16 protein-coding genes are annotated in these 21026 nt (G+C 70.4%); 6 read left to right on the top strand and 10 right to left on the bottom strand.

The window, feature by feature from the left end:
- Nucleotides 1–166: 166 nt before the first annotated feature.
- From ABT026_RS17910 to ABT026_RS17895, 4 genes are all read right to left on the bottom strand, one after another.
- Nucleotides 167–1654 (bottom strand): UvrD-helicase domain-containing protein, encoded by a 1488-nt coding sequence (locus ABT026_RS17910; RefSeq protein ID WP_351115483.1) that lies wholly within the window; start codon nucleotides 1652–1654, stop codon nucleotides 167–169.
- 231 nt (nucleotides 1655–1885) lie between these two features.
- Nucleotides 1886–2218 carry a hypothetical protein gene (locus ABT026_RS17905; protein WP_351115482.1) on the bottom strand — a complete coding sequence of 111 codons (333 nt, stop codon included), beginning with the start codon at nucleotides 2216–2218 and terminating at the stop codon, nucleotides 1886–1888.
- The gene (locus ABT026_RS17900) at nucleotides 2215–3102 is read right to left on the bottom strand and encodes a DUF6083 domain-containing protein (RefSeq protein ID WP_351115481.1); all 888 of its coding nucleotides are present in this window, start codon (nucleotides 3100–3102) and stop codon (nucleotides 2215–2217) included. The genes ABT026_RS17905 and ABT026_RS17900 overlap by 4 nt, the downstream gene beginning before the upstream one ends.
- Before the next feature lie 160 nt (nucleotides 3103–3262).
- The gene (locus ABT026_RS17895) at nucleotides 3263–3526 is read right to left on the bottom strand and encodes a helix-turn-helix transcriptional regulator (protein ID WP_191878442.1); all 264 of its coding nucleotides are present in this window, start codon (nucleotides 3524–3526) and stop codon (nucleotides 3263–3265) included.
- Nucleotides 3527–4045: 519 nt separating this feature from the next.
- On the opposite strand from ABT026_RS17895, the gene ABT026_RS17890 reads away from it, so the two are divergent.
- Nucleotides 4046–4729, top strand: coding sequence for a hypothetical protein (locus tag ABT026_RS17890; RefSeq protein ID WP_351115480.1), 684 nt, complete (start codon nucleotides 4046–4048; stop codon nucleotides 4727–4729).
- Nucleotides 4730–4748: 19 nt separating this feature from the next.
- On the opposite strand, the gene ABT026_RS17885 is transcribed toward ABT026_RS17890, so the two are convergent.
- Nucleotides 4749–5057 carry a hypothetical protein gene (locus ABT026_RS17885; protein ID WP_351115478.1) on the bottom strand — a complete coding sequence of 103 codons (309 nt, stop codon included), beginning with the start codon at nucleotides 5055–5057 and terminating at the stop codon, nucleotides 4749–4751.
- A 340-nt stretch (nucleotides 5058–5397) separates the two neighbouring features.
- Here ABT026_RS17885 and ABT026_RS17880 point away from each other — a divergent pair, with 340 nt between their 5' ends.
- From ABT026_RS17880 to ABT026_RS17860, 5 genes are read left to right on the top strand one after another with little or no spacing between them, the layout of a single operon-like run.
- Nucleotides 5398–6642, top strand: coding sequence for a hypothetical protein (locus tag ABT026_RS17880; protein ID WP_351115477.1), 1245 nt, complete (start codon nucleotides 5398–5400; stop codon nucleotides 6640–6642).
- Entirely contained in the window at nucleotides 6635–7198 is a 564-nt protein-coding gene (locus ABT026_RS17875; protein WP_351115476.1) for a hypothetical protein, read from the top strand. The genes ABT026_RS17880 and ABT026_RS17875 overlap by 8 nt, the downstream gene beginning before the upstream one ends.
- A 4-nt stretch (nucleotides 7199–7202) precedes the next feature.
- Nucleotides 7203–7853, top strand: a complete 651-nt coding sequence (locus ABT026_RS17870; protein WP_351115475.1) for a hypothetical protein — start codon at nucleotides 7203–7205, stop codon at nucleotides 7851–7853.
- Nucleotides 7850–10921 (top strand): coiled-coil domain-containing protein, encoded by a 3072-nt coding sequence (locus tag ABT026_RS17865; RefSeq protein WP_351115474.1) that lies wholly within the window; start codon nucleotides 7850–7852, stop codon nucleotides 10919–10921. Before ABT026_RS17870 ends, ABT026_RS17865 begins: the two co-directional genes overlap by 4 nt.
- Nucleotides 10914–12332 carry a Wadjet anti-phage system protein JetD domain-containing protein gene (locus ABT026_RS17860; RefSeq protein WP_351115472.1) on the top strand — a complete coding sequence of 473 codons (1419 nt, stop codon included), beginning with the start codon at nucleotides 10914–10916 and terminating at the stop codon, nucleotides 12330–12332. Before ABT026_RS17865 ends, ABT026_RS17860 begins: the two co-directional genes overlap by 8 nt.
- Nucleotides 12333–12482: 150 nt before the next feature.
- Here ABT026_RS17860 and ABT026_RS17855 read toward each other — a convergent pair whose 3' ends face one another.
- From ABT026_RS17855 to ABT026_RS17835, 5 genes are all read right to left on the bottom strand, one after another.
- Nucleotides 12483–13520, bottom strand: a complete 1038-nt coding sequence (locus ABT026_RS17855; protein ID WP_351115471.1) for a hypothetical protein — start codon at nucleotides 13518–13520, stop codon at nucleotides 12483–12485.
- 125 nt (nucleotides 13521–13645) lie between these two features.
- Complete coding sequence (locus tag ABT026_RS17850) at nucleotides 13646–14419, bottom strand: AAA family ATPase (protein WP_078968246.1); 774 nt, start codon at nucleotides 14417–14419, stop codon at nucleotides 13646–13648.
- The gene (locus tag ABT026_RS17845) at nucleotides 14416–16011 is read right to left on the bottom strand and encodes a TnsB C-terminal domain-containing protein (RefSeq protein ID WP_351115470.1); all 1596 of its coding nucleotides are present in this window, start codon (nucleotides 16009–16011) and stop codon (nucleotides 14416–14418) included. Before ABT026_RS17845 ends, ABT026_RS17850 begins: the two co-directional genes overlap by 4 nt.
- Before the next feature lie 497 nt (nucleotides 16012–16508).
- Nucleotides 16509–19721: an AAA family ATPase gene (locus tag ABT026_RS17840; protein WP_351115468.1), complete on the bottom strand. Its 3213-nt coding sequence runs from the start codon at nucleotides 19719–19721 to the stop codon at nucleotides 16509–16511.
- A complete protein-coding gene (locus ABT026_RS17835) occupies nucleotides 19718–20962 on the bottom strand; it encodes a metallophosphoesterase family protein (RefSeq protein ID WP_351115466.1) in 1245 nt (414 codons plus the stop codon). The genes ABT026_RS17840 and ABT026_RS17835 overlap by 4 nt, the downstream gene beginning before the upstream one ends.
- Nucleotides 20963–21026: the final 64 nt, after the last annotated feature.

The following is a 21026-nucleotide window of genomic DNA, read 5'->3' as shown; positions in this document are numbered from 1 at the left end:
CGAAGATGTCGATGCGGCATAGGGTCCGTCACCAACAGCACATGGGATCGGGTACCCGCCCGCCTCCTCAGGGTGCCGGACGCGTAAGCCAGTCGGTGAGGCGCGTGCGGACATTCGGAAAGGGCAATGGCGTGTGCAGTCGCCCCGCTCGGGCTGCTCTTCGATGTCAGGCGTGTCCGGGAGGCAAGGGCGAGCTCGGGGCGGTGGGGTGAGTGTTGATCCAGGAGAGGCCGCCGAGGTCGAGGTGGTGGCGGGCGCGGGTGACGGCGACGTAGGCGAGGCGGGCGTCGGTGTCGCTGACGGGTTCGGGGATGGGGCGTCCTTGGCTGTCGTGCTGGTTGGTGTCCCTGGGCGGGGGAAAGTCGTCGGCAATTCGGATGGTGGGCCATTCGCGGCCTTTGGCGGTGTGGGCGGTGGAGACGGTGACGTCGGCGTGGGTCTCGTCAGTGAGTTGATCGACTGCGGTGAGGATGGCGTCGGGGCCGTGAGTGTCGACGAGGTCGACGAAGGGTTGGAGGTCGCGTCCGGCGGGGTCGTGTGCCGCGTAGTCCTGCAACTCTCCCCAGGAGGCGAAGAGTACGAGTTCGGGGTGGGAGGTGCGGCGGCCGTCCTTCAGGTCGCGGGCCGCGAGGGCGAGTGCGGCGAGTTGCCGGCCGCCGCGGGTGAGGGCGACGCGGTGGCCAGCAGTGAGCAGGCGCATGACTTCGGCCATGGCGCCGATGTTGGTGCGGCACAGCACTGCGTCCGGCCGTTTGAGGCTGCCGGCGTCGGTGGGGATGGTGTCGGTGCCGGTCAGGCGGATGGGGGCGTCGGCCAGCGTGAGCCACCGGTTGGCCTCCTCGGCGATCGCAGGGCCGAAGCGGAAGGAGCGGGTCAGGGTCAGGGGAGTGGCGTCGAAGCCGGTCATCACGTCCCGGGCGCCGCGCCAGCCGTAGATGGCCTGGGCGGAGTCGCCGACCATGACGAGCTGGGCATGGCGGCGCTGGGCGGTGAAGACCTCCTCGAGGACGGGATTGGTGTCCTGGGCTTCGTCGAGGAGGAGGAAGTCGGCGTCGATGGTCGGCTCAGTCAGAGCCCACATCTTCAGGTAGTGGTCGTGTCCGAAGCGGACCACACCTGTCTCGGGGTTGCGCAGGTCGGCCCAGGCCTTGAGGGCGAACGGCAGGACCTCGTGGGCGAGCTGGGCGTGTTCGCCGGAGGTGTGCAGGCCGCGCAGGTGCGGTACGTGGTGGCGGGCCAGGGTGCGGTCGGCGGAGTGGCAGTAGCGGGTGACGGTGCGCAGCACGGTGTGGGAGAGCGTCCGGGGGCTGATCTCGTGATCGCCGATGCGCAGCGGGCGGGTGATGCCGAGTGCCTGGCCGGTCTTCCAGGCCGGCTGGCGGGGGCTGTTGAGCCGGCTTGTGTAGCGGTGGCCGAGGGCGGCGTAGGCCGTGGCGTGGGCGGTCTTGCACACCACCGTGCGCGGGAAGCGAGCGGCGGCGTCGCGCGCGATGTCCTTGTTGAAGGCGAGATAGCGGCCGCGGCTGAGGGTGCTGGCGGCGAGCAGGGTGAGCGTGCTGGTCTTTCCCGTCCCGGCGCCGGCCTGCAGGACGAGATGGTGACCGGCCCGGAAGGCGTCGACGGCGTGGGCCTGTTCGTCGGTGGGCGTGTGCAACAAGGGCTCCGCGGAAGATGAAGAGGATCAGGGGCGCCTGCAGCCGCCGCGTCGGGAGCGACACGGCAGACGGGGTTACGGCGCTGTGCGGGCGGGATGGTGCCGGCGGCTGTGCAGGAGGCCGGCCACGCAGGCCAGGACTTCTTCGGGCTGGTGGTCGGCGAGCAGACTCTCGAGTCGGACCTCCAGGCGCCGGGGCGCGTTCCTGCTCGTCCCGGGCCAGGGCCGCGGTCACTCGCCGCCGCAGCAGCTCCTGGGGACGCTGCCCCAGGACGGCCGCAGTCTGGCGCAGGGCCCCCACGGCGGCGTGGTCCAGGGCGACGTTGAGAGGACCTGGCCGTGTCGGTCGGGGTAGTGCGTGGTCAGGACGTGGATCGGCAGGCGTGCGCCCAGCTGGCGCCGCAGCGCGTACAAGGCGCCACTGGGACTGCGGGCGCTGCAGACCGCCATCAGCCGGGTGCGGTCCGCACTCGCGGCCAGGCGCACACCGCAGCGCGCCTGGCGGAGTTCACCGGGAGCGGCGGGCTGGGTCAACAGGATCTCGACGGCGTGGTGCGACGTCACGGCCGGGCCGCCTGCCGTGCGCGGTCCGCAGGCCGGGGGCGTCGGGTAGTGGTGGGCAGGCGGGTGTGGATGTGCTCGTGGTGGCGCAGCGGGTCGAAGGGCTCCCAGTCGGCCACCGCCACGTCGGCGGCCGTAGGTGCGGCGGCGTGCTGCGGGCAGCGCTGCGCGCGCCAGCGCAGCTGCTCGGCGTAGGGGACACGGTTGAGGTCGTAGACCGCCATGACCTGAGCGGGCAGGGCCAGTTGACCGCTTGATGCGGTGGCCGGGACCAGCGCCCAGGCGCCGGCCGGAGCGCCGGGGGTGAATAGCGGGCTGGTGCAGCGATCGCGGCGCCGGGTCTGCGCGACGCACTGGATCTCCTCCACCGGCCGGGAGGCGAGGTAGCGGAGATACAGCAGCTGCACGATGGGCCGGGCCGGTCGGCAGACGGCCTGCTGGGACGCAGGGCCGTCCGGCGAAGCCGGGGGAGGGGTGAAGACGCCGGCGTCGATCAGACGGCGGGTATTCACGGCCAGAGACCGGCGCAGTCCGGCGAGTTCAGGGGGAGTGGGGGGAATATCCCGGGCGGGGCAGACGACGGCGTGCGGCAGACGGCACCAGCTGCTGCCGTCTCCGGCCGGGTGGGCCACGCCGGAGCTTACGTGCCAGCGGCACACGGCGGGCACTCGGGCGGCTGGCAGTTCCTGGGGATGGAGACGGACGGCCCGCTCAGTACTGCGGTGGTACCACTCGATCCGGTTGCCGCAGTCGCGGCACCGGCCGCTTTGGCCGCAGCGCAGCAGTCGGCTGACGCCGTCGGGGCAGACCTGTAGGGAGCGGCGCACGCGGTGGGCGAGGACCGGGCTGCCGTCCCAGTGGCGGGAGGCGGGAGGTGTGGAGCGCATGCGCGCGAACCTGCCAGCCAACACGCGGCATCCACGGCAGCGCTGCCGCCAGGTCACCTACCCGGCCGCACGCGACGCAACGGGAGTGCGAAAGGCCGATTGCGCGTTCGAGGTTGCCTCGCTGGTTTGAGTGATCCGCGGCGGCCGCTCGGACCGGGTATCAGCCTTCACTCGGCCCGGGCAGATCGTGCCCGCGGCACAGCGTGCTGAAGAGCTCGTCGAGCGGGGTGTCCAGGGCGTGGGCAAGGGCGTGCCAGGTCTTCAAGGTGCCGATGGTGCGCCCCTGCTCGATTTCGATGAGGGTGCGCCTGGCCAGGCCGCTGCGGGCGGCAAGCTCGTCATAGGTCCATCCGCGCACGGCCCGCAGGCGCGCGAGTTCCAAGCGCAGCGCGTTGAGGTCCGGATCGGGCGGCAAGATCGTCACCCGTCCATCCGACGGGGCAGACCCCTGCCCTGTCAGTGCAGAACTCTGCCCTAATTCTGCAGGTCGCGGCGCCAGCGATAGGGCAGAGATCTGCCCTATGGTGAGTGGCCGCCACAGCCCCTGAAGGGACCGGCGCGCAAGCACAGGGAGGAACACGCGCCCATGAGGCAGCGCACAACATGCCCGGCGACGCCACGCGCCTGGACCGTGGAACTGCGCTCGCACCCCGGCGGGCTCGTCCTGGTCTGCCCACAATGCCCGCACGCCGGCGGACAGGTCGCCGCGGCTTCCGCCCGCTCGGCCGCCCTCACCCACCTCGCACGCCACGCACGCAGCGACCTCGTCCCGCCCCACCTGAGGATCTGCCAGTGCCACGAACGCGGCTGCCGCTGGCACCCCCGTCACCGCGGTTGCGACGGCCCCATCCGCCTTCTCCTCGCCTGTGAACGCGGCGGACGAGTATGGCGACTCGCCGACGCCTGCAGTACCTGCGCCGCCGCGACCGCCCAGGCCGCCGTCGTGCCCGACACCACCCCCGCCCGCACGTCGCCGCAACCGTCCACCGCTCGGCGGCGCAAGCGGCGCGCCAGAGGCCCGGGTGAACAGACCCGCGTACGCGAAATGCTCAGCTACCTGGCCGCCGCACTTCCGCCAGGTGTCTCGCCCGCCGCACGCCTGCTCGCTCTGCAGTGCGCCCTGCGCATGAACGCCACCATGCACGTCCGGCTGCCCCAGGGCATCCCGCGCAGCCTCCGTCTCAACGGCCCCGGCCCGTGGCACGAGTTGGAACACGTGCGATGGCTGCGTATCGCCCCCGCATGCTCCGCCGGCGAGGTCGTCGCCGAACTGCTCGACATCACAGTGCTCGGCCAGGCCCCAGCCCGCCCAGACCGTGTGCAGGCCGCGGACTGGGCGCTGCGCGCTGGCTCCCCGGCCGGGGCAGAGGCCACTGGGTCACTGCTGCAACTAGCCGTTGTCTACCTCGCGGCACATACCGATCCCGAAACTGGCTCCGGCCTGACCGAACTCGACCAGATGACGCGCGCCTGCGGAACGCACCCCACGGAGCTGCCCGACATGCTCGACCGGCTGGTCCGGACCGGACTGGTCAGGTCATGGCAGGCCTGCCCGGACTCCGGGGACCTGCACTGGACCTGCCGGTGGGCCGATCCTCAGGCCGCGCGCCTGGCCGTCGCGAGGTAGGCGAACAGTTGCTCCTTGGTCACCGGGATAGCGGGCTACGCGGGACGGGGGCAAGCGGCCATTCGCTGCGCGGACTCGCGTCGACCGCGTCGAAGCCGAGCTCTTCGTAGAGACCGGCGACGAACTCGGCAGCTTCGAGAGGGGCGCTGGCGCAGGTGAGCGCGCGGCGGTTCGGCGAGCCGGCGGGCGCTCCGTCCGCGCTTCCGACCAGGTAGAGCTCGACGGAGGTGCCGCCGCGGCGTGCGCGCCCGGCCAGCTGCATGAGCCCGACGAGGATGGCCGCCAGGACCTCAGCCTTGAGGACCCGCAGGTCGGTGCGCAGCGGCAACTCCCGCTGGCGGACCGAGGCGGTTGCGCTGAGGGGCGAGCATGCCGGCGGGATCGGCGCTGACGGTGCCAGCGGCGATGCCGCAGGCGTTGATACTCGCGTACATGGCGGCCGGCTCGACGCGAGGCCCCGCTCCAGCGAGACGGACGATAGAGACCTCGGCGAGCCCGATGCGCCTGACACACGCTCACTGCTGCGGCTGCGGCTGGGGCTGGGGATGGATAAAGACAAGTTTTGTGGTTTCCAGGCCCTTTGAGCCCGGTAGCGGTCATGCTGGTCCAGGGACGCGCGTGATGCGGGGGTGGAGGGGGACTTGCCGGATCAGCCTGACTTGTTCTCCGTGCAGCAGGAGGACGACGCGGAGGGTCTAGAACACATACCGCCATTCGTGGCACCGGTCGCTGCTGCACCGAGCGCAGTGACACGCGATCCGGTGGCACTGCGCATCGCCGAGGCCGTCCGGGACGTGTTCGGCGACTTCGGCTCCGAACACGGCCTGAGCCGCGGGGAGATAGCCCAGGCCTGCGCCGCGGTGGCCTCCGCCGACGAGTTCGATTCAAGATTCCGGATCTTCATCAAACTTCGTCTGCTGGAGTCGCTGCACGGCAAGTCATACGACCAGCGGTATGTGTTCAACCCGACCAGCGGTGCCGCACTGCTGGTGTACGAGCGCCTGGGGGAGGCCGGCGGTGTCCAGGAGATCACCATGCTGCTGGACCGGGCCCGCGAAGGCCTTCTGAACGGCTCCCTGACCGAGGAACAACTGGCCGCCAAGATCGCCCAGGCCCGGCGGAGCCTTGCGAACTACACCAACCACCTGCTGCGGCTGGTGCGCACCAGGCCCATCGAAGAACTGCTCGGCCAACGTCACCACCACGCCCACACCACATCGCTCGAGGAAGCGAAACACCTCGTCCATGCCGTCGCCGAGCAGTACCCCGCACTGCGTTCCGGCGGCACCCGCCTGATCCGGGAAGCCCTGCGCTACACAGGAGCCGTCCACGAGTTCCACGACCGGCTCATGCAACAAGCCACCACCCGGCGCGACTTCAGCATGCTCCTACCCGAGCAGTACCTGACTGCGGCCCTTCGCTCCTCCACGGAAACGCTCGCGCAGGTGTTCGCCACGACCGTCTTCGATCCGCCCCACGTCCAGATCACCACGGGCCAGATCCTCACCGCTGCAGCCGACCACCAGCCCCCGCCGCCGCGGCAGCGCCTGCCGCGCCCCCCGACGCAGCCGCCCGGCCCGGATCCGGTCGAGACCGCACGCGCCAAAGCCGCGCTCGCACGGCAGCGGCGAGAGGCCACCGTGACCCTACTCATGGCCGGAAAGGACGAAGCCGACGTCACCGCCCGCCTGCGTGCCCTGCCCTGGCAGGCAGCGGTCAAGCACCTGGTCGACATGCTGCGCGCCGCAGCCGACCCCGCTATCCCGCTCATGCTCGACATCTCCCGCGAGGTCATCGTGGACGCCGCAGGGCCGGTCACCTACGCCTCGCCGGTGACCGTGTACCGCATTCCCGACAGCCCACAAGACATAAACGACGACACCGAAGCCGCACCGCAGAGCCCCCATGAGTGACCCCTACCTGCTGGCACGGGCCCGAGCCCTGCGCACGGTCCCTGTCCCGGCGGACCGCGCAGAACTCACCCAGCTGCGCTGCGCCGCCGACGATGTGGAGCGCCGGCTGGTCGATGTCGTCACCCCCGACGGGACCCAGGAGCTGATGACCGGCTGGGCTCCCGATGTGGAACCGGCAAGTGGCGCGCTGGGCGACAACGACGTCCACCGAACCGCCTCGACCGTCCGCCTGCTCACGCTGGCCTGCTGCATCCGCCACTGCTGGCCTGACCCCAGCCAGCCGCTATATCCGGGACAACCCGCCGCACAGCAGGACGTCCTCGCCGCCCTGACTCCTCTCCAGGACACCCTCGCGCCCCGCGACGGGGCGGCCGTGCTGGCGCAGACCGGGCACTTCCTGACGGCCCTGCGGTTCCTGCGCGCATGCGGACACCTCGCGGCAGACGGCGGCGACGGCATGATCCGCCTCGGACCCATGGTCGCGCTGTGGTCCGAGCGCGATGTGGCCGAACTACGCAACGGTTACGACATCCTGCCCGCTCCGAGGAAGAAGTGAGCCCGTGGACGTACCGGCACTGCAAGCCCTGTCCCACAACCGGCGGGCCGACGTCCGAGCGGCGGTCTGCGCCGTGGAGACCGCCGTGATCCCCGTACCGTCCCTCCACTTCCGTGCCCTCGCCGAGATCCCGCTGCGCATCGTGGTGGAACAGGTGCTGGCCGCATCCGGACGCACCCTGCTCGCGGTCGGCGGCGGCTACCTCTCCGGTTACACCGACGAGATCAGACAACGTCTGGCGCACGAAGGAATCGGAGTCCTGCCGCGCGACGACCGCGCCGTCCTCACCTTGATCCTGCTGTTCAGCGTCGCCATTCCCCGAGCGTCCGGCACCGCCCTGCCCGAGCAGTTGTGGACCCAGGGCACCCCCGTGCCCAGGGACCAGCTCAAGGGCTGCCAGGTGTCCGACGTCGTTCTCACCAGCGCGCTGCAGCGCCTCACCGACGCCGACCTGGTCCGGCGGACCAGAACGGGCTACGTCCTGGGCCACCAGTTTCTGCGGCTGACGGCGGCTGTGGGCGCCGAACTGTTCGAACAGCTGATCCTGCTCGCCGATCCCAACAGTGCTCTCGCCGAATCGATCCGTCGGCGCCGCGCCCGCCCCACCGCGCCGACGGCCACTGCTCTTGATCACGAGGTGCACGACAGATCATGACCACCCCGCCCCCCTCCGACCCGTCCCGGGGCATCGTCGGCGACCGCCAGCTCATCGCTGTCCAGGCCTTCGACATCGCCCGGCTCACGGCACACGCCGTCCCGATCGTCCCGGAGACCTTCATCGCCGTCTCCGGTATCGGCCCCAAGGACGACTCGAACGGATCCGGCAAGACCAGCTTCCTCATCGCGGTCTCCCTGCTGCTGGCCGATCCGCAGTGGCGCCTGGAGACCAACGGGGGTCGGCACGCCAGCGGCATCCTGTTCCGCCCCGACGCAGCAGGCGTCGACCAGGCTCACCAGGCGTCCCCGGTCACCCACGGCTACATCGTCGGCGTCTTCGCCCACCCCGACGAACCGGCCGCGAACCCCCTGACCGTCTGGGTCCGCATCGCGACCACCACCCCCTACCTGCAGGCCAACTGGACTGAAGGCCTGCACGTCGCCGACGCCCCCACCGATCACGAGCGCAGCATCCAGGCCGACGCCCTGTGGCGCGAGCTGGGCACCCGCCAGCTCCTGTCTGCCCGCGCCATGGCCGAGAAGCTCTACGGCACCGCCCCGCGCTGCCTCACCTACCTCGACACCGCCCTGCGCCCGCCCGTGCCCTCACTGCTCAGCCAGCAGCTGACCGAGATGGAGCCCCACGACATCGGCCGGTCCCTGATCGCCCTGTCAGGCATGACCCCCCTGCTGGAGGAGGAAGACGACCTGCGCGGCCAGGCCCTGCAGCATCGGATCAGCCTCGAGAAGGCCCAGGCCGAGCACACCCAGGCACTGCTCGCCGAAGAACAGGTGATGAGCGGTGTGCGCGCCCGCGAGACCGCCCGCCTCGCCCTCCAGCGCGGCCACGAGGCATGGCACCGCTACCTCGCGGCCTCCTACCGCGACGCCCACCACAGTGACCAGCGCGTTGCCGCGCTCATGGAGGAAGAGCAGCAGGCCGCCGAGAAAGCCGCGGTCCTCGTGCAGGATGCCGAGGACCGTCTGAACTTGCTCGGGTCCGCCGAAGAACTCGCCGCCCAAAAAGGCGCAGCCCACCAGGCATGGTCCGACGCACGACAACTTGTCGGCGAACTGTCCAGGAAAATGACGGAGTTGACTACGCAACAGGCGATGCTGCGGAACCGGCGGGCCACCCTGCTGCCTGCGGCGCAGGGCTGGGACGGCAGCGACTGCACCGCCACTGCCGCCCGCCTGGACCAACGCCAACGCGAGCACGCCAAGGCAGAGCTGCAATGCGACGAGGCCGAGAGCGCCCTCACCCATGCCCGCACCCACCTGCACGACGTCGAGCAGGGCCGCAGCGGTCAAGCCGGCCGCGCCATCGATCTGCTGGGCGAACACCGCATTCGTGCGCACGGCCTGCTCGACCAGCTCAACGTAGACGAGGGCGTACGCCCGGAGTGGGAACCGCGCCTTGCCCCCTGGCAGGACGCGATCGTCGTCGAACCCGAGCACGAAGACACAGCCCGGCGCCTGCTGCATGCCGCTCTGCCCGGCGCCCAGATCATCTCCTCCGACACCGGGCAGAAAGCCCTGCCCGAGGGCATTCACAGCACCCTGAACGTGACCCGCTTCCTCGCCACCCTCCAACAGCGCCTGATTCCCTCGTCCGACGGCTTGGCCGTCCGTGACCAGGCACTGGCGCTGACCGTGACGGGCGGCTTCCCCACCGCCCTGGCCGGACGCAAAGCCCAACTCCGACAGGCCCGCGCCAACCTCGCAGCCGCAGAACAAGCCTGCACCGAGGCCACCGAAGCCATGACCGCGGCCACCGCTGCCCTCACCCTGGCCCAGACCCTGCACGCAGCCGCCCAGGCGGCTGAAGAACTCGCACACCTTGGCACCCAGGAGAACGACCTCCAGGCCAAGATCGACGACCTTGCCAGCCGCTCCGCCAACGCCGCTCGCGACGAGCAGGAGTTCCAGCAGGTCTGGCAGGAGGCCGTGGCCCGGCACGCCTCCCACAAGCAGCTCCTCACCAGCGCAAAGCTCACCCTGGAAGCGGCCAGCAAGGCGCTCAAGGAACGCCAGCGCAACCTGGCCGCCCTCGAACGCCAGCGCGAGCAGGTCGCCGCCGCCCAGTGGCAGCAGCAGTGGGGCGCAACCCTCGAAGACGCCACCCGCCTCCTGGACCAGACATCGGACCAGACCCGTTCCTCCCGGCCGGCAGCCCTGCGCCGACAATCGGAAGACCAACTGCGCCGGGCCTACGAGCACTACGGCGTTGACGGCACCTCAGGCGCGGACGTCAGCCAAGACCTCCGCACGGGCCAGGAAATGATGCAGTCCTTCGCCGACACCGATCCCGCCGGCCTCCCCTCCCTCACCTTCGCCGACGTAGCAGCCCCGCTGGACAACCGCCTCGCCGGCCATCGGGACCAAGACGAGGTCGCCGCAGCGCGCATTACCCACGACCAGCACGCCCGGCAGCAGGCCATCGCAGAACTCACCGACGGCGTCACCACCAGCGCCCGCAACCTGGAAACCCTCCAGGACATGATCGAAAAGCACCTCGACGGCCTCTTCGCTCAGATCAGCGCCGCATTCCACGACCTCGACCTGCGCAGCGACGGCCACGGAGCCAAACTCGAGCACATCAGCATCCGTCCCCAGGGCGCCGGGGACTGGCAGTGGCAGGTCATCCCACGATGGAAACGCTCCCGCAGCGGCGGATACGTCTCCTACCGAGAAAACGCCAACAGCGCCCAGGTCAAGGTGCACGCCATCCTGCTCGTCCTCGCGGCGCTCCTGGCCGACTCTCACACCCAGGGCAGGGTCCTGATCCTGGACGAACTCGGCAATAGCCTCGGAGAAGTCAACCGCAAGGACATGCTCGCTGCCCTACGCGACGTCGCACGCGACCAGCACCTGACCATCCTCGGCACCTGCCAGGACAGCGTCCTCGCCGACGCCGCCGACGTCTGTGGGGAACTGCTGTGGTTCGTCCACGCATCAGCAGCCGACATCATCAACCAGCCCACCAGCGCATGGGCCTTCGACAGCAATGGTGCCCGAACCCAACTCACCGAAGACTGGATCACCGCAGGACGCGCCCATGCCTGACCTCACTCAACGACCTCCTCTCCTCATCGGCGAGGCACACGGCCGCGAGACCGTTCCCCTGCGCAACCTGCCGCCAGGCATCACAGCCGTCACACTGCCGCGGATCACCAAGGACAGCGACGACACCATCCACGTGCGCGTCCCCCGAGACCGCCGACGACGCGTCAGCCCCCGGCAGGTCGACCTTGTCGCCGACCACCCCGTCAGCCCCTACGACCCGCCACCCACCCTGACTACCCGACAACTGATCAAAGTCCTGCAGACCAAGACCGCCAAACGCTGGCCCACCATCCAGGCCGACCTCGGCGACAACGCCTGGCAGATCGTGGCCGACCTCATCCGCTGTGGCGCCGTCATCCTGCGCTGCGACGTCGTCAACGCCACCGGCTACAGTCCGCGCTCATGGACCCTGACCCGGTCATGGGCCGAACTCGCCGAGGACAAACTCGCCGAACTCCAGGGCCGCCAGCATCCTGAGGACCTGCACCGCGAGCTCCTCGACATCATGTCCGGCATCCCTGAGCTCGCCCATGAGCACGCTCTGCTGGCCACGACGCCGCCCGGCCGGGTCCTGAAGATCCCCGAAGGCACCGCCACCAGGGCCGAGGACTGGCGCGTATACGAGATCGCCATCCGGGCCGCCGGCGTCTGGTGGCCCGCTCAAGGCGCACCGCGCAAGATCACCGCGAAGGAGCTCGCCGGACGCAGCCTGCGCGACACCAAGAGCGCCTGGACCCCCGCCCGGCAGCAGGCCTTCTCCAACCTGATCGGCATCCCCTTCGATCAGGCCGTCGACAAGGCCGACACCGAACTACGCATCCGCGGCCCCCTGCAGTGGCGCGTCGGTACCGTTATCGCCGACGCGGCAGCCTGCCGTCCCTGGCTCGCGCTTCCCGCCCGCGGTGTCCGCGCCCTCGGCATGATCTCCTGCGACGCCCGAGGCGTCTTCCTGGTCGAGAACGAGGACACCTTCGAACAGGTCTGCAAGATCCCGGAGATCGCCGACACCTGGCTGTGCATCTGGGGCAAGGGCTATGCGACCGACGGCCTGGCCGAATTCCTCCGCGGCCTCGACGGCCTGCCCCTCGCGGCATGGGGCGACCTCGACGCCCACGGCATCCGCATCATCGGCAACCTCGCCGACCGCATCGGGCGGCCCGTCACACCCGTCGCGATGACCGTCGACCTCTACCGGGGCGGCACCAAGTACCGTCAGGAGCCCACGAAACTGAAGGAGAACCGCAAGCTCGCCGCCCAGCTGGCGTGCGACGGCATCGAGGCCCTGCGCGACCTGGCCGAAGAGATCGCCCGGACCGACGGGCACGGCTGCGAACAGGAGACGCTCTACGACGAAGTCCTCCCCGCACTCCCCGGTCTGCTAAAAGCCGTGCACGTGTCCGGCAGCTCCTGACCTCCCAGAAGCGGGCAGCGGCCAGCAGGTCGGTTCGGGCCGGGCGTGTCCGGCTCCAGCCTTCCTGCTCCAGCCGGTGGCCTGCTGCGAACACGGCATCAACACCCTGCCGCGTCTTTGGCGCAGGGCGAGTGCCTCGCTGCGCACGGCTCAAGGGACGAGGATGCCAGCGAGCAGGGACAAGTCGAGCTGAGGCAGACGTCCGGCGTGCGCGCGCAGATGCCGGGCTTCGGCCAGCATGACAGGGGAGAACACGCTCTCCCTGGGCGAGCAGGCCATCAGACGGTGGTGGGCGCGGGCCCCGGCCAGCAGCGGGCGTGCCCAGGCAGGCACGGCATGCAAAGGGCAGTGCCGATGGCCGACCCCGTGGAGCTTGATGACGCAGACGTCGCCGGAGATGTCGAGGTCGCGGGTGAAGCGCAGGCTGCCCAGACCGGCCCGTGTGAAGGCCAGTACGCTTAGAGCTCCGGCGATGAGCGGGTGCGCGAGAGCGGCCAGAGCGGTGGCCTCCTCGGACGCGATCTCGAGGGCAGGGGCGGCTTGGTCGAGCTGCGCCGTGGCCAACGCACCGGCGCAAGGGTGAGCCCGCCGCCCGGGCCTCGTCGACGCGGCCCTGGTCCCGCGCGGCTGCGGGGTGGGTGACTGCCCCGTAGCCGTCGCCGCCGCTCCCGTGATCGCCGGGGGAGCGGGAGGGAAGGAGGGGCGCGCGGGTATCGGTCCCGGCTCGGCGAGGAGCGCCTTGAACTGGGTCCGGCCGCTGATGCGGCGCTCCACGCGGGCCAGCGCCGGCGGCAGTCCGCGCGGGGCCTTCTGCCACAGCAGCGTCAGCTGAGCCCCCGTCGACTCGCGCCAGGCGAGCAGTTGGTCGATGCGCCGAATGGTCAGCAGATGGGCCCGGGGGACCACAACGTGCCGCACCCCCATTGCGACGCCCCAGGCAGCCGCGGCGAGCCAGGCCGCGTTCACCGAGTCCAGCCACACATCGGGGGAGTCGGGCCCGGGGGCCAGCCGCTTGCCCAGCGCATACAGCATGTCGTGCGCCAGCGCGGCCGGACTTGCGCTGGCCGGCGTCGGCTGCACGGTGATGCGGCCTTCCCCGGGACGGTGGGCCTGCAGCGCCGCCCGCGTGTAGAACAGGTCATCCCGCTCGTCCACCACGATCGTCACGTCGCTGTACGCCACTGCCACAACCCTCTCCTGGCCGCGCGCCGCCACACCGCCCCGGACCGGCCAGGCGCCAGGCCGGTCCGTACGGCGCACGGTTGCCGACGGCGGCCCGGGCTTGCCGGGCCGCCGCGCCTGCGTGGGCGTTGCTACATGCCGCCGAGCTTGCTGTACACCCAGTTGACGAGGTCCTGCTTGACCTCGGTCAGCCCCTTCTTTTTCATGCCGTTGAGCATGTGCTTGGTGATGGTGGCCCAGTTGCGGAAGTTGCCGTGGGCCGCGGCCCGGTCGATGTTGCGGATCATCTGCGGGTCCACCCCGGTCCACAGGGGGTGGAACGCCGGCAGTGTGCCGACGACTTCGGCCTCGGGCATGCGCGTGAACTTCTGCCAGATGAAGATCCGTGACGCCAGCATCGGTTCACGCTTGAGGACCTTGTAGCAGCCATCGCCGCCGGCGAAGATCACCGCGATGTCGGTGTTGCGGTCGTCCCACAGGTGGCGCCAGTACTCGAACGAACTGCGGCCCATCCACTGGGCCTCGTCGCACACCAGCACCCGGAACGTCTGCGACAGCGTCTCCTTCAGGAGCGTGTCGAATTCGATCGGCCGGGTCGGCGGTTCCCCGGGCAGCCCCAGGGCGTGAAACAGTCCGTGGCGGATGTCGCGGGGGGTCGGCCCCGAGCGCAGCTCCAGGCGGTAGGTGTTGTCGGGGGCGATCTTGCGCAGCGCCGAGTTCACCGACATCGTTTTGCCGTATCCGGCCGCTCCGTAGGCGACCATCATGGCCTTGGCATCGATCGTCGCCTGGACGTCGTCCAGGGTCGTCATGAGCGCGTCGGTGGCCACCAGGTGCGCATCGAGGCGGTGGAAGTGGTCCTCGTCCTCTGCGGGCAGCCTGCCGTAGTCCATGTCACCGCTCACGCGTTCTCCTCAGGGGTGTCGTCCTCCGGCTCGTCCGCGGCCGGTGGGATCGGGCGGGCCCAGCCGTCCGGGACGGGCTGGTGCGGGATGTAGCCGGGATCGGCCCGCCGCAGGTCCGTGGCAGCCGAGTCGGCAAGTTCTGCCTCGGCCTCCGCCTCGGTCAGCGCACCCAGACGCTCGGGCGGGGCGGCGGTGGTGACGGCCTCGAAGCGCTCGCGGCGCAGCCGTGCCGCGGCCTTCATGTCCGCGCGAAGCCGCCGCGCCTTCGCGGTGCGGGCGCTGCGGACCTTACGGACCTGCTCCTCGCTGGCCGCCTCGGCCAGAACGGCGCTGCCCAGGTGTACGCCGTCCAGGCCGAAGACCTCGATGGTCAGGTCGTGGTGGGGCAGGTGGCGCACCGCGACACGGACACCGGCCTGGCCGACCATCCAGGGGGCGATGTAGTGGCGGTTGCGCCACCGCACGCCCTGCGTGGTGATGGTGCGGGTGCGGCCGTCGTCCTCGAGCCCGAAATGGGCCAGCTGTTCGGCGGGAACGTCATGCAGGGGAGTGGGATCGCACGACCACGCCTGCATCGGGGTACGGCCGCCCAGCGCCCTGGGCTGGTGCTCGGTGTTCCACCAGTGCACCCACTTCAGCAGCAGTTCCACGAACGCCTCGAAGGAGAGCGCGGGCTCGTCCGGATCCGCGGTACGCCCGCCGGTGAGTGTCTGCCGGTGCACGTAGCGCGGCATGGAGACGAACAGCATCTCCTCGACCGCACCGTTGAGCGCCTCGATGGTGCCCTTCAGATGCGGGCTGTAGGCGGGAAGATCGACGACGGGAACGGCGAAGGCGCCCAGGGCCGAGGCCACGGTGGCACACAGGAACTCCTTGCCGCGGTCCACCCGGATCAGGCCCGGCAGGCCGCCGGCCGGCCCGAAGGGCTCGGCACGGTCAAGGGCCATCCGCAGGGCCGCCAGCACCGCATCCGCGCTGGGCGCATGAGGCGTCACAGCCACCCCCGTGATGACTTTGGTGTGGCAGTCGATGAACCAGGTCACCCAGGGCTGCACGAACTGGTCCTCGAGCAGCACCCGCACGGGCACACACTTGTGGTCGCCCTCCCAGGCGGCGTTGCGGTGCGCGGGAGGACGCTGTGCGAACACGTCGAAGGCCCGCCGGGCGGCCTCGCCCTTGGCGAGCCCGGCCCGCTCCCCAAGAGTCAGGTCCCGGCGCAGCGCCCGGTGGATCGTCGACAGCGACGGGGCCGCAGGCAGCCGGGGATCGGCCAGGGCCCGCTGCTTGAGCTCGCGGTGCACGGCGGAGGCGTTGCCTCCCCACAGCACCAGCAGCCGCCGGATCTCCGGGGTGACGCTGAACCGTGTCCGGGACGCCGCGTCGACGCGGCCGGTGGCGCGCGCCGTGGCGACCCACCGCCACACCGCCCGCTCCGAGCGGCCCACGGCCGTGGCGACCAGCTTCACGTGTGCGCTGGTCAGCTCGCCGCTCTGGTCCAGCGACAGCAACCGCGGCAGCGCGGCCAGCCGCCCCGAGCGGGCGGTGAACACCGCTTTGCCGGCACCCTGCGTGCCTGCAGAAGAGTCATTCATGCGGTCTGCTCCTTAAATGGATACGAAGCGCGGAAGGCCACAAGTGCCGCGCTTCCGCAGGGCGTTGGCGGTGTCCGGGCAGGACGGTGCGGGCGGCCCCTGGGCCGTCGCCAGGGCTGTGAGGCGGCGTCATGCCAGGGGAGGCGGGCACGGCCCAGCCGTCAGCCAGCGCCGGGTGCGAGCATCAGCACCTTCGCCAGGAAGGGGGGCGTGTTCCTCACAGCCCGGCTGCCCGAGGAGCACTCGTGCGCCGGGATACCGGGGAGGACCCGGCCCGGCCGCCCTGCTGCGGCGCCGTCGGGTGGACGGCTGCGGTCGGCGCTGAGCCAGTTCTTGTCAGCGCCGACCGCAGGCATGCAGGGGGCCCTGTGATGCGCCGGGAATGGAAGTACCGGGCCTGCCGGTCACCGCAACGCGGAGCCACCGGCGCCCGAAGAGGCTGTTCGGGGACTGGGAGATGGGCTCCTCGGCGACTGTGGTGGCCGGTTTGGTACTGCTCAGGTGTTTTCCAGCAGGCGCTGGACCCCGTCGTGGATGGCTGCGGTGCGTTGTTGCGGTGTGAGCCAGGCGGCCGTGGAGCCCTGGCCGGTTTTGTTGATGAGTAGGACGTTGTCGACGACCTCGGCCACCGGGAACAGGTGGCTGATGAGGATGACCCTCTTGTCCTGGGCCACGCTGTCGCTCAGGACGGCGAGGGTGTCGCCCAGGCGGATGTTGTCCAGAGAGCCGAAACCTTCGTCCAGGAACAGGCTTTCCAGCTTGTTGTGGCTGGTGTTGTGGAGTTCGACGAGCGCCAGCGCCAGCGCGAGGGAGCTCTGGAAGGTCTCTCCGCCGGAGAGGGTCTCCGGGTCGCGCGCGTGATTGGTGGCGCGTTCAAGGATCTGGAAGTCATCGGTGAATGCGTAGTCACCCATGGAGATCTGCCGGAGGATCCTGCTGCCGTGCCTGAGCAGCGCATGGGTGCGCTGATCGGTGAGATAGGTGAGGAACTTCCCGTCGGTGAGCTGGTCGCTCACGCTCTTCCACACCGCGGCCTGCCGGCTGGCGGCTTCGAGGGCGGTGCCCAGCGCGTCGGCGTAGGGGATTTGGGACTGTGCGGTGCGCAGATCGGCCTTGGCCGTCTCGTGCGCGCCTTCGGCTTGGATGGTCTTGCGGCTGAGCGGGTCGAGGACGGCGGGGGCGAGCAGGTCGCTCTTCTCGGGCACCGGGAAGCCGGGGTCCGGGTCCGTCTCGTCGGCGGTGGCGCCGGCTTGGCGGATCAGCTCCTTCTCGAATGCGCGGACCTCGTCGTCGGCGTGCTGAGCGGCCTGCCCGAGAGTGCCGGTCAGACGCTGATGCAGCGAGGTGAGGGCCATGCAGTAGGTGTCGACGGCGGCCAGGTCGCCTGCGTCCGGAACGGGAGGCAGGTCGGGGGACGCCTCGGCCTCGAGAAGACCTGTGGCATCGGTGGCCGTGTCCGCCCAGCGCTCCAGCTGTTTGATGAGCTTGCGTGTGGGGGTCTCGACGGTGCGCCGGCGGCGTGCGTCCAGGGCCTGCAGGTTTTCGCTGTGCAGCGTGAGGGCCTTCTGGGCGTCGTCACGCTCCAGTGTCCTTTGCTCGAGCCGTTCGAGGCGCTGGCCGGCCGCCTCCTTAGCGGAGGCGATGTCCTGCAGGGAGGGCAGTTGTGATGGGGAGGGCTGGGCGGGGCGGATGGAGGGCGGCAGTTCGCTGACCTCCGTCAGCACACTCGCCAGCTCGGTCTCGTACTGCAGCCGGGTCTTGTCCAGCCGTTTGCGTTCACGCTGCAGGCGGCCGCGCTGACGCTTGAGCTCGGCCCGGGCCGCCTCGTTCTCGGCCTGCGCCGCCCCCAACTGCGCCTGGGCGCTTGTGTGGGCCGCGAGGGCCTCACCCTCTGCGTCGCGCAGCGGCTGGGTAAGTGCTTTGACCGCACGGGTGATCTGCGCCCGGCCTACTGGTTCGCCCTCGGCGAGGGCATGCACCTGAGCCGTCGTCTGCCGGCCCAGCGCGTCCAGGGCGGTGGCCGTGGCGGGAGCACCGGCCGGGTGTACCGCATCCACCAGCTCCTGCACCTGGAGCAGCGCCGCGTCCATGCGCTCGCGGGCGGCCAGGTGTCCGCGGCGGTGCTTTTCGACCTTCCGCTCGGTTCCCTTCAGCTGGGCGGCCGCTTCAGCCTTGGCCTCCACCGCCGCTTCGACGGCGTTCGAGCGTGTGGTGACCTTGCGTTTGGCCTGAGTAAGTGCCTTGCCGTCCAACAGCGGCGGGGGAGCGAAGTCGCTGGGGACGGGCTGGGTGCACACCGTGCAGGCGTCCCCGGGCGCCAGACCGGCACCCGCCGCGTGGGCCGCCTCCCTGCGCTGCAGCGCAGGGAGGTCGTCCTGGGCCGCTTCCAGAGCGCCGCGCAGCTTCTTCAGCTCGCTCTCCAGGCCGGCGCTGTGGCCGCGCTGTTCCTCCACCGTCTCGAGCGTCGTGCGCTGTGTCTGCACATGCCCGGCCGCGGCGTTGGCCTCCTGCAGCGCTGCCCGGACGGCCTCCTGGACCTGGTCGGTGTGCGTGCGCGCCTCGCTCACCATGCGCTCGGCCCGGCCGGCGGCCTCGACGAGGGCCGCGTTGCGCTGCTCGTGCTCTTCCAGTTCCTGTCGTGCCTGCGTGTGCTCCTGTTCGTGCTCGTCGTGCTGAAGCTGCTCCTGCTTCAGCCGCTGTTCGACGGCGTCCAGGCCGGCTGCACGCTCCGGCAGGCGGGACAGGACAGCGAACGCGCTGGACAGGGAGCGGAGCGTGTCACCGGCCTGTGCGGCCGTATCCAGCGCGCCCTGCGCCGCCTCCAGCTTCGCGGCCAAGTCGCGTCCGGTGGTCTCCTGCTCTGCTGCCTCGGCATCGAGTTCCCTCTTCTTCCGCGCCAGCGCGGCCATCGTGATGCTCGAATCCGCAACAGCGCGCTCACGCAGCAGCCGCGCCGCTTTGTCCAAGCCCGTCTTGCGGTGCTTGTGCTCGACGGCCCGGCTCTGGGCCGCGCGCAGCGCATCCAGTCGCTCGCGCCGGCGGGCCGCGATACCCCGGGTGCGTTCCAGATCCAGCAGCGCCTGGGAAGCGGCAGCATGAGGATCCGGCAGGAGAAGCGCACGGGCCCTGGTTCCCTCGGTGATCTGCGTATTCAGGCGCTCCAGTCGCACGCCGGCCCGTTTGCGTACACGCTCGAGCTCGTTGATGCCGAAGATGTGCCGCAGGATGTCGGCACGCATGGCCCTGGGGGCCTTGAGGAGGGCGTCGAACTTCCCCTGGCGCAGCAGGACCGTGCTGACAAAGCCGTCCCAGTCCAGCCCGATGATCCGGGTCACCGCCTGCGTCACCGCGGACTTGCCGTCGACCCGCAAGTCGGCGCTGTCATCGGCCAGGGGCTCGAGCACGGCCTGCGGCCCCTTCTTGCCTTCCGCATGCAGGGTGCGGCGCACACTCCACTCGCGGCCGTTCGCCGAAAACTCGAACGCCACGTCCATGCTGGGGCATCCCTTGCCGATCAGCTCGTAGGCGGCCTTGGGGTCCTTGGACCACGAACACGTCCCGTACAGGGCGAAGATGATCGCCTCGAGGATGGTGGACTTGCCCACGCCGGTGTTACCCAGGATGGCGAGCAGGCGCTTGCCGGTGAAGTCGATGCTGCAGGTGCCGGCGTAGCTGCGCACGCCCGTGAGGGTGAGCTGCAAGGGCTTCACGACGCCTCCTTCCAGGGATTTTCCAGCGCGGCGCGCAGCTGTTCCTCGGCCGGGACCGGGGTCAGCGTCTCGTCGTCGAGTTCGTTGAGCAGGTGGAGGAAGGCGGTGACGGTCGACTCCGCGGCATCTGCGTCCACTCCCTCACGGGCCAGGTAGGCCCGGAACGCGTCGGGGAGTTCCGGCTCATCGCCCAGGTCACCGTCCAGGACGGCGCCGGCGGCATCTTCCCGGGCCGGGGCCGGGTTGATGAGGATCGCGTTCGGGACGATCTCGGCGATCTTCTGGCTGAGGAGCCCGTCGGGCTCCTCGCCGGTGATCACCGGTTTGAGGAAGGTCCCGTCGTACTGGTCGGCCGCGGCCTTCAGTTCCTCGAGGGGTCCGGTGAAGTGGGTCAGCCGCCGGCCGCTGGAGAGCCGGCGCGGCAGCACCCGCACCGGCCGCCCCGGGTCGGCGTCGACGATCACGACGCTCTTGGTCTCGTCGGCTTCACCGAAGTCCATGGCCAGCGGGCTGCCCGCGTAGCGGGCGGCGAACTTCAGGCCCTCGATGGCCTGCGGGCGGTGGATGTGTCCGAGAGCGGCGTATGACACCACCGGAAGATCTTCGGGAGGGGTCTCGAAGGCCTCGTCCACGGCCCGTTCGCTCGGGGAGGTCCGGGCGCCTTTGACGAACACGTGGGCCGTGAACAGCAGAATGTCCCGGTCGGGGTCGTACCCCTCGTGCAAGGCCTCCGTCAGTTCCCCCTGCAGGCCGCGCATCGCCTCGGCGTAGTCGGCATACGACGTGCCGGAGGTGGAATCGCGCCGCCAGAACCGGTTCGGGTGCACGAAGGGCAGGACAGCCAGCCGGATGCGCTGCTCACCGCCGCAGGCCTCGAAGGTCATCACGCCCCCGTCGTGTGCCGGGCGGAGCCGGTCGACGAAGAACAGGCCCCGGCCGCAGGAGGGACCGCTCACGAAGTGGAGGAACTCCAGGTAGTGGGGGGAGTCGTGGTTGCCGGCCACGACCACGGTGGGGGCGATGGCGGCGAGTTCGCGCAGGGCGCGCATTGCGCGGAACATGTCCCGGACGGTGGGACGGGAGGAGTGGAACAGATCGCCGCTGTGGACGATCAGGTCCGGCTGGCTCTCCCGGGCGATGGCCACAATCTCGGCCAGGACGGCATCGAAGTCCTCGTCGCGTGGATGCCCGTGCAGGATGTGGCCCAGATGCCAGTCGGAGGTGTGGAGCAGTCTGCTCATGCCTTCATGCGCCCTTCTGGAAGCGAGGCGTAGGAGGGCACCGGTGGTGCCTTATGAGCCCGGG

The sequence above is a fragment of the Streptomyces sp. NPDC002734 genome (assembly GCF_040295685.1).
Lineage (GTDB): Bacteria > Actinomycetota > Actinomycetes > Streptomycetales > Streptomycetaceae > Streptomyces.
Note: the sequence above shows the minus strand (reverse complement) of the source record. Positions and strands in the feature narration are given on the sequence as shown.